7 protein-coding genes are annotated in these 8,469 nt (G+C 37.5%); 4 read left to right on the top strand and 3 right to left on the bottom strand.

Annotation, left to right across the window (positions count from 1 at the left end):
* Positions 1-911 precede the first annotated feature (911 nt).
* Both ACN0QX_RS14460 and ACN0QX_RS14455 read right to left on the bottom strand, forming a co-directional pair.
* Positions 912-1,340: a hypothetical protein gene (locus tag ACN0QX_RS14460; protein ID WP_417197968.1), complete on the bottom strand. Its 429-nt coding sequence runs from the start codon at positions 1,338-1,340 to the stop codon at positions 912-914.
* Between the two features lie 112 nt (positions 1,341-1,452).
* Positions 1,453-1,881, bottom strand: a complete 429-nt coding sequence (locus tag ACN0QX_RS14455) for a hypothetical protein (RefSeq protein WP_417197967.1) — start codon at positions 1,879-1,881, stop codon at positions 1,453-1,455.
* Between the two features lie 1,051 nt (positions 1,882-2,932).
* Between ACN0QX_RS14455 and ACN0QX_RS14450 the strand changes: the two genes are divergently transcribed.
* The 4 genes from ACN0QX_RS14450 (at position 2,933) to ACN0QX_RS14435 (ending at position 7,948) form a co-directional block, all read left to right on the top strand.
* Positions 2,933-3,577, top strand: coding sequence for a DUF2628 domain-containing protein (locus tag ACN0QX_RS14450; protein ID WP_417197965.1), 645 nt, complete (start codon positions 2,933-2,935; stop codon positions 3,575-3,577).
* 371 nt (positions 3,578-3,948) lie between these two features.
* Complete coding sequence (locus tag ACN0QX_RS14445) at positions 3,949-5,544, top strand: hypothetical protein (RefSeq protein WP_417197963.1); 1,596 nt, start codon at positions 3,949-3,951, stop codon at positions 5,542-5,544.
* Positions 5,545-6,579: 1,035 nt separating this feature from the next.
* Entirely contained in the window at positions 6,580-7,551 is a 972-nt protein-coding gene (locus ACN0QX_RS14440; RefSeq protein ID WP_417197961.1) for a hypothetical protein, read from the top strand.
* Entirely contained in the window at positions 7,538-7,948 is a 411-nt protein-coding gene (locus ACN0QX_RS14435; protein WP_417197959.1) for a hypothetical protein, read from the top strand. The genes ACN0QX_RS14440 and ACN0QX_RS14435 overlap by 14 nt, the downstream gene beginning before the upstream one ends.
* A 342-nt stretch (positions 7,949-8,290) precedes the next feature.
* Here the strand turns inward: ACN0QX_RS14435 and ACN0QX_RS14430 are convergent, their stop codons facing one another.
* Positions 8,291-8,449: a rhodanese-like domain-containing protein gene (locus tag ACN0QX_RS14430; protein WP_417197970.1), complete on the bottom strand. Its 159-nt coding sequence runs from the start codon at positions 8,447-8,449 to the stop codon at positions 8,291-8,293.
* Positions 8,450-8,469: the final 20 nt, after the last annotated feature.

The following is an 8,469-nucleotide window of genomic DNA, read 5'->3' as shown; positions in this document are numbered from 1 at the left end:
TCCGGCCAGCAAAGCCCGCAACTCCACAACCCGGATTACGATTTCCCCGATGCTCTGACACCGGTCGGGCGGGATATTTTTGCCAGTATAGTGAGGGGGCTTCATGGTGTGAAGAGTGCAGCTTGAGCGCTGGTTGCTAGGGTTAATGGTTTGGTGGGGTTGTATGTCACGCTTTGGCTTGGGTGATTTCTTTTAGGCTTGGTGCAAGGGTGCCAGTCACTCTTTGCTTGCGCCAAAGAGTGACCAGAAAGGCGCCTGGGTTCGTTGGCGTTGGCCGGGCCGGTTTTAGGCGTTTATCTGATTTTTCCTAACCTTGACAAGGTCTGTAATTAGCAGACCTTGTCCTCTAAACTATAAAAAGATTATTTTAAATTACATATTCAAAAATTAATTTGCCAACAAATGTATTGTTCGCATGAACAAGACATTCAACAGTTTTATAAAATGCAGGTTTTTGACACTGAATAGTGAAAACATCAGACTTATATACCGCCGTAAAATTGCCGGAAAAATCATCGTACATAGGTGATTCTATAATCCTGTGATCATCAATATATACGATAAGTTCATTCCTGATTTTCGTTCCTAACAGACTGCTGTCTGTAGTATTGTTTACTGAAGCACGAATAACCTTTCCCTCGAAGGATACAGATGAAAGCTCAGATGTTCCCGATTCTAGATGAGAGGTATATGTACAGCCTTGAATTAAGAAGAGGGTGAAGAAAAGAGTGACTAACTTAATCATGGTAAATCCTTAAGATAAGAGATTTAGCTGTAATGCGACCACAAGCAAGGTTTTATTAACTTAGTCATAAAATTATTCAGGGGCATTCAATAAATCAGTTGTTTTTCAGCAATGACGTGAAATTAAAAAAGGGCTTATCTAGTTAAATAATCTATTTAGGGAGTTATTATTTCGGCAATACATAAATCAGATGTATTCCTGTTGGTGTGAACTTAGTTAGAGCTGAGCTATAAACATAGCCATAGCGATCGAGCAGGTCCAGAGAGTGATAGGTCCAACCTACGGCAAAGGCAATACCGGCCAATGCAAAGTAAATAGAAATGTTATTCGCTCGCTGAATCGCTTTAGGTGAGTAGATTTGGTTGATTTTCTTGCCTTTCCACAGAGCTTTAGGAGACATCCAAAGCATACAAAGTAGCACGCCTAAAAAACCAACCGGCAGCCAAAGAGTAATGACGGAAACTTGTACCACTGTTGCATGAGATAATAGATCGATGTAGTCACCTAGAACTCCTTTGGAGACATAAAACCAAATCAGGAAGAAAAACAACAATAGCAACGAGATACAAAAGCGGATTTTAGTTTTTGATAGCATTCACTATTCTCTCAGGATGAGTGGTATTTTGAAAAACAAAAACTTCATGGATATGTATCTCACGCTGTGGTTTAAAAATCTCCGCCAAGCTCTACGTATTGTGCCGGATTTGTTATCTCGCCAGAACATAGACTAAATGAATGCCTGTAGGGGTGAACTCAGTTAGGCCTGAGCTATAAACGTAGCCATAGCGATCGAGCAGGTCCAGAGAGTGATAGGTCCAACCTGCGGCAAAGGCAATTCCGGCTAATGCGAAATAAATACACACTCTGTTCGCCAATTTCATCCATTTAGCGTCAATAACCAACCGCGCTTGTTTGCCGGTATAAATGGCTACGCTTCCCAAAAACATCAATGATAACAGTGTGCCTAAAAAGCCTACTGGAACCCATAGAGATAAAATTGACAGTGTGACTTCCGGACGTCGGTTTAGAATGTCTATATAGTCTGCGTATAAGCCAGTAGACATCCACAGCCAACCACCTAAGGTAAAAGTCAGCATTAAAACGGACAGTATTCGGATTTTAGTTTTCGATAACATTGTTTGGGGTCATATAAACCTTATGGTTTTTGGGTTTTAAATGTCCTTTGGGGAAGTTTTATTATCTCGTCAGCACGTATACCAGATGTATTCCCGTTGGAGTGAATTTGGTTAAAACGATAGTCAACCCGAGATGGCAAAGGTTAGCAAGGCTATTCCTGCACGTCTAATTCTATCGCGCTGTTTCATTGGTTTCCTGAATTTTAAAGCGTTGTCATCATCACTGAATGATAACTGAGTTTTTTGCCGGGCAAAAATTTGCTCAGTGAGGGGCAAAATCATATTGCTGTGCTAGCTCTAAAAAATCTCATTCGATTGATCTATTTAGTAGGGGAATTATCACCAATAGTTGATGTTTTGATGGATTAAAATCACATTGTACGCAATTTGTAGCGTTGCTTGGTGTTTGTAAATCCTTTAATGCCAATTGATTAGGTAGAATAAGCGCCATTGAAACCTTGGGGGATTCTACAATGAATTTTAAAGTAGTCAGGCTAACCGAACTGATGGTATATGAGTTTGGACAGTCTAAGGTGAAAGCGAAATTGAGGCGGACTATCTAATCGAGATAATAGTGTTGATCGTTTTAGCGTCGCTTTACTTTTGTGTAGAAGGTTGTGGCACGTCTCTAAAGGAAGCAAGTATTGCAGTGGGACTGTATGGAATTTATCTTGTTGTCTACCTGATGATAGGGCCATTCCCAGCTGTCTCGTCTAAGTATATGGGGCTACTCTATGGTCTTTTGCCAGCGTTATCGTTTGGAATCATATTGTTTCCTCATTTAAACAAGAGCTCTCCTGAAGTTGTAACTAAAGCCTTAGGTTGGGCGGGGTTGACGACTGCATTTTTAATTCTTGTTTATTTTAAGTTGTTAGTGTGGTGAATGTTTATTCAATATTTACTAACATGCAGACGATTTTTAATATTATGCTGTGGTAGGGTTATTTACTCAAATGTGGTAATTAAGAGCAATGCGGTTTGGACAACTAACGTACTTCAATATAAGTATTGGTATTGATAATAAAAAAGATGAATTTTTTTGGGGAAAAACATGTGCGAGATAGATAACTTGGATATTAGTGATAAGTGGAAGCGTCGCTTTCATTTGTTAAAAAAATTTGGAGCCGATGAACTTAGTCACTCAATGATTCTAAAAAGTGAGATTTATAGAAAATCACCTTTTAAAGAACGACTGTCTTTTTCTATGATGTCCAATTTTCCCGCGTTTTTTGGTGGTTTTTTATATTACTTTTATAAGCGTATGCACTTGAAAGGTTTTGTTATCCTTTCTTTTTCGATGCTTTGGGTAGCAGCTTTATTGAACATTGAATTTTTTAGTGGTGTTGTCGTTCCTGATGTGGTTTTTTGGGCATTATCTGCTTGCCTATGTTCTCAGTGGGCTAACTATGACTTATATCGAAAAACATTTCATGATGAAGTGTTGTGGGATTGGGTGCCAGCAAGATGGCGCAATAGATCCAGTGTTACGTGGTTTTTGGCCTTAAGTGTAACTGTGTGGGGAGGTTCCATTTACTACGTGATGACTCACACTTACTCGACGTATGCTGCCTATGATGATCCCAAAGCAGTGAGTGTGCCGTGCGGTTCATTCGTCATGTACGTGACTCAAGAAGAAATGGACGGTTATGGTCGAGAGGTGATCTGTCATCAATTTGAACCTGAAGGGATTTTTTAAGCAGCTTTGTCGGGTTAGAGGTGTAGATATCTCCAATTCAGTGAAAGACATAGTATACCTTGCTATTTAAGGTAACTAAGTAAAGCCTAGAACTATTGTTTATCGATGATGGAGCATCAATTAATAATTTTTTAGGAACTGACGTTATGTTACTTTCATTCACTCATATTAGACAAGGTGTGTTGCCGATAATAGCCTAATTAATATGATTACTCTAGAGTTAACAATATCAATTTATGAGAAATTCTATAAATTTATTTAAATTTCACTCTGAGTTTTATATTTTTAACGTTTATTGATTTATAGGGTTGGAAATGGTTTTTTTTATAAGCGTGATTGTGTTTTTTATATTCTTGATCCGTGTGTTAGGAATGTTATCTAATGTTTCAACAACCAAGATGTTAAGGGAAAAGACTATTAGAGAATATATTAATTCTAAAAGTACACTATCATATTCTTTATCAGAAAATAAATTGATGTTATTGAGGAAAATCTACAAAAAGAAATTCAAGAGCAACTTAGTTTATAAAGTTAATGGTGTATTGTATTATGGTAGTGGATCGAGTCAAACTAGATGGTATGATTTGTCTGTTAACGGGATGAGAGTTGAGACTGTCCATACACCATATAAAATCGTATCAACTCGAAAATTAAATGGCTACGAATTCCTAAATGACGATAGTTTTAATAATGATCTACTATGTGATTTCGAAAATAAAAAAGTTGAGATTGAAGGTGTCGTACATAAAAATTGCTTCTATGTGAGTAGGATTGATGGTTTTGATGTTATTGATGAAATAATGCCTGTCTTTTCATTGAGGAAAACATTAAATATAACCAAATTGGATTTTTTCGTTATAGGATTTTCTTTGATAGCTTACCTGTCATTATTTTTTGCTACTTCTATTCCTTCAAACGGGACACTTATTTTTTTTACTTTATGTGTGTTTGTTTCTATTTTAGGTAGTATCTTTCTTTTGTACCATATTACTAAGGGGTATAAAATAGAAGGTGTCTATAAGGAAAGGAAAATTTATTATGATGAAGAGCATGACTGGAAATGCGTTGGTACGATAGGAAATGTACTAATCGATAGCCAAATCCCTTTGATTGATGGTAAGCATTATCAAGCAGTACTAACAGATCTCAGTGTTCGTCGTACAGGATTAATGCATGTTGAAAAGATAAATGGCCATAACTATGAACAAGATAATACTAACGGTTCAATAATGCTATTTGTTTTTTTATGTGTACAGTTTTTACTAGCTCTCGCATACTACGAGGATTCGAAAGATAGCATCCAGGAAGAACTTAAAACATTTTATAATCACAATGTCGAAAAGTTCGGAGTGGAAGAACCTAGCAAAATAATTCGTGATAATAAAGATCTTGATAATATTGAGTTAAAAGACTTTCTTACGGTTTTTAATGTTTATTACAGTAGTGAAGGTGAGTATTTTTTGTTCTTTGAAGGCGGTCTACCTAAAAATAATTATTCATTAAAGTCTTCGTTATATCACTCATGTCGACGCGGTAATACCAAAGCTTGGATAAATACTGTTAATAAAAAAGTGAAACATATAAGATTTAAGTTTGATAGTAATATTAAAGAAAATGAAAAAGCTAAAAGTTTATTTGAACCTGGTGAGGTTGATCATAAAAAAATTTGTGATGAAAAATATTCTTCAGTTGTTCGCCTTGCACTATGCCAGGATTGCAGCCAAAGAGAGTCTAAACCAATTAAAGGTATTGTTTCCAGAATCGATCAAGCAGAAAAAACAATATACCTAACAAATGATTTAGACCCAGGTGACTATCCAACTCAAGTCGCGAGATATAAAATTTCATTAGTGGTGTTGTTGTCAGCATTTATTTATTTTCTGATGGGATTGGGAGGGATTGTTATGCACTACGAAATTAGTAGAAAGAATAAATCAGAAGATAAGACATGGGTTAGTTGGCCATGATTTTCACGTGGTGATCTAGCGTTAAAATGGGTAGGATTATTTTTTACCGTTTCTGGGGTGTTACTTTTCTGTAATTGATTCGCAGAACTGTTGATAATAGTGATGCTGATGATCGCCTACTGCTGTCGCTAATTTCGGGAACCCTGGAGTAAGGCGATAAACAGTGATTGTTTGTTCGAGAGATCGTGCCAGTTACTCTTTGCTTCCCCAAAGAGTAATCAGGAAAACGCTTGGTTTCTTTGGCGCTGGCCAGGCCGGTTTTAGGCGTTCCCGACGCCAAAAAGCGAAAATATCGTCGCGGTTGTTGCGCCGGTTGCTAGGGTTAATGGTTTGGTGGCGTTGTATGTCACGCTTGGATTTTTGTGATTTCTTTTAGGCTTGGTGCAAGCGTGCCAGTCACTCTTTGTCTTGCCAAAGAGTAACCAGAAAGGCGCTTGGGCTCTTTGACGTTGGCCGGGCCGGTTTTAGGCGTTCCCTACGCCAAAAACCTAAAAAATCGTCCTGATTTTTTGCCCTGATTTGGTGGTTTCAGGTGAGTTATAAGTCGCTTTTGCCTCATTATTTGGTAGACCTTTTAATCAATCACATCCTGTTCATGGGTTTTTATCCTACTAAAATTTATCTATTATCCTAGTGGTGTTCGTTGTAAATCCCCGTGTGGTACCATGGGAAGAAATTCCATGTAACCTCATAGCATTGACGGGGCTAAGATAAAAGAAAACCTCCCTTTTCGGACGGTTAGCTTAAAGCAAGCAAAGGTTTTTCGATTGTGATCTAACACAATATTCGGCTTACTGTTTCTGGTTCACAGGTCTGAAATTACTTTGTGATTCATTTGAATCGGATAACTGAAATTTACTGATTACTCAGTATTAGGAGTTAGGTCGGTACTACAAAGCTGTGAGCGTATCGCATCCGATTGGGCAAGGCAGGGTTAAAGTCTTCATGTTTTAAATCATAAAAAACACAACGTGAGTTCTACCTAGATGAAATCTATGATATTTTCCAAAAAAAACACAACGGCAATTGGTTTCTATGGCTACTAACAAAAACAACGCTCAAATTGATCTCGACTTTGTTCGTTCTCAGTTCCAAGACTCTCTTCACAAGGATGAGCAAGTAAAAACTCGTTCTTTGATTTTGAAATATAATAATTCATCTAGTCGCACTGGCGCACAAACAGAGGTGTTACATTCAGTAGCCTATTACGCAGAGGCATTGGAAATGTTTAACCATCATCTCTTGTCTCGTATTGACCCTGATGCAAACTACGAACTCGCTTTTAAGCGTCTAAGTGAAGGATCAATTCGTGACCATCTTTGTGAACGGATTTCAAGCTTTTTAACCACAGTAAATACGCTGTTTAATGGTGATCAGTTTTTATCTAAATTAATAGATACTGGGGATGTAAATGACATTCCTACATTCTATGAGAAAAAATCCACTCTAGAAAAAGAGCTAAGTGAACTATTTGATGTTCATGGGATTACGTTAGATGATCAAGTACTAGCTAGAGTTTTAGAATTGGTATCCAAAGCGGGAGAAGGTGTTCAAAAAGATGAAACTGTTCAATTATATGAAGTAGTTGATGATACTGATGACTCAGTTATACCTGATAATGTTATTAGATTTAACCCTGCTTTTAGGTCTAGCGTTAAACCAAAGGATTTAGAAAAACCGAAAGTTTTGAAGTTTGATGGTGTAGATACCGTAAGAGTTTTGGTAATTAAAGTATTCGGAAATAGTAAGTGGAAGTTTAAGAGTATAATTACTGGTGATACCTATGAAGCATCATTCAAGAATATCGAGTGGCTGAGAGATTATCAACTTGGTAAGAAGCAACAAATAGATGCAAGGCACCTATTGCAAATCAATATCAAGTATACTAAGTACTTATATGCCAGTGGAAACTATGTCATTAAAGGTGCTGTCATTGACTCTGTGGGCAAGTACTTGATAGATGACAATATAGATAACAATGAGATAGTAGCAGATGATAGAATCTAGAACTCAGTTCTTATTGATTGTTGCACCTTTCATCTTAATGATAATGGTAAAGGTTAGTCACGGTAGTTATAGCGATGTCTTCGCAGTACCAGATTGGTCAATGGCTGCTGTTGTTATATATTTTCAATCATTTCTTATATTACTACCTCCTATTTTCGATGTGGCAAAAAAAGGAGTTGGAATAAATAGCTTCTTCCTTCTTTGGCATTTGTTAATAATGATACTTGTCGGATTGTTGCCTTCCTTTTATGTCTACACTCAAATAATTGGTTTACCTCAAGGTAGACTCCCTTCGGTAAATTATCAAATAGCCCAAATGGGGCTATTTATATTTGCTTGTGTTAAGTTTTTTCATGATCATAATGTGGTGAGAAAACTTAGAGAAGCAGTAAAATAGAAGGGGCTAACGCCCCTTTTGCCCCTTTTTTAAATGTTACTTAGAGAACTAGTTAATTTAATTAACTTGGTTGAAGTTCTTTAGAATGAATTGATAATAGCTCGATCGCTGTATGTAGTTCTTGGAATGGAATAAGTTGGCCAGTATTAAAAACAAGCAGATAAAGTGCGTACTGTACGAATGAGTATTAACTGGCAATATTTGACTTACAAAAAGCTATTAATTAATTGCTAATGTTCGATTTTTCGTAACGCATTTTGTCCAAAGCTGAGCTAGTAGAAGGAGCTCAGCCCTTTGTATCAGCGCGGACAATTCCGCACGTAAACGCAGATGGAAGCCACCCTAATTCAGCGGCCCCATTTCCATTTGCGTTTCCTGCATCTCATTCAACCCGCCGCCGTTGTGCACATTGCTAAAGCCCTGCTTTTTCAGTGCGTCCATCGCCATGGCTGAGCGGCTGCCGCTGCGGCAGTAGACCACAATCGGTTGCTGTTTATCGATATCATGAAAGCCAGTACCGA

Source organism: Bizionia sp. (genome assembly GCF_048259285.1).
Classification (GTDB): domain Bacteria; phylum Bacteroidota; class Bacteroidia; order Flavobacteriales; family Flavobacteriaceae; genus Algorimicrobium; species Algorimicrobium hallyeonense.
Note: the sequence above shows the minus strand (reverse complement) of the source record. Positions and strands in the feature narration are given on the sequence as shown.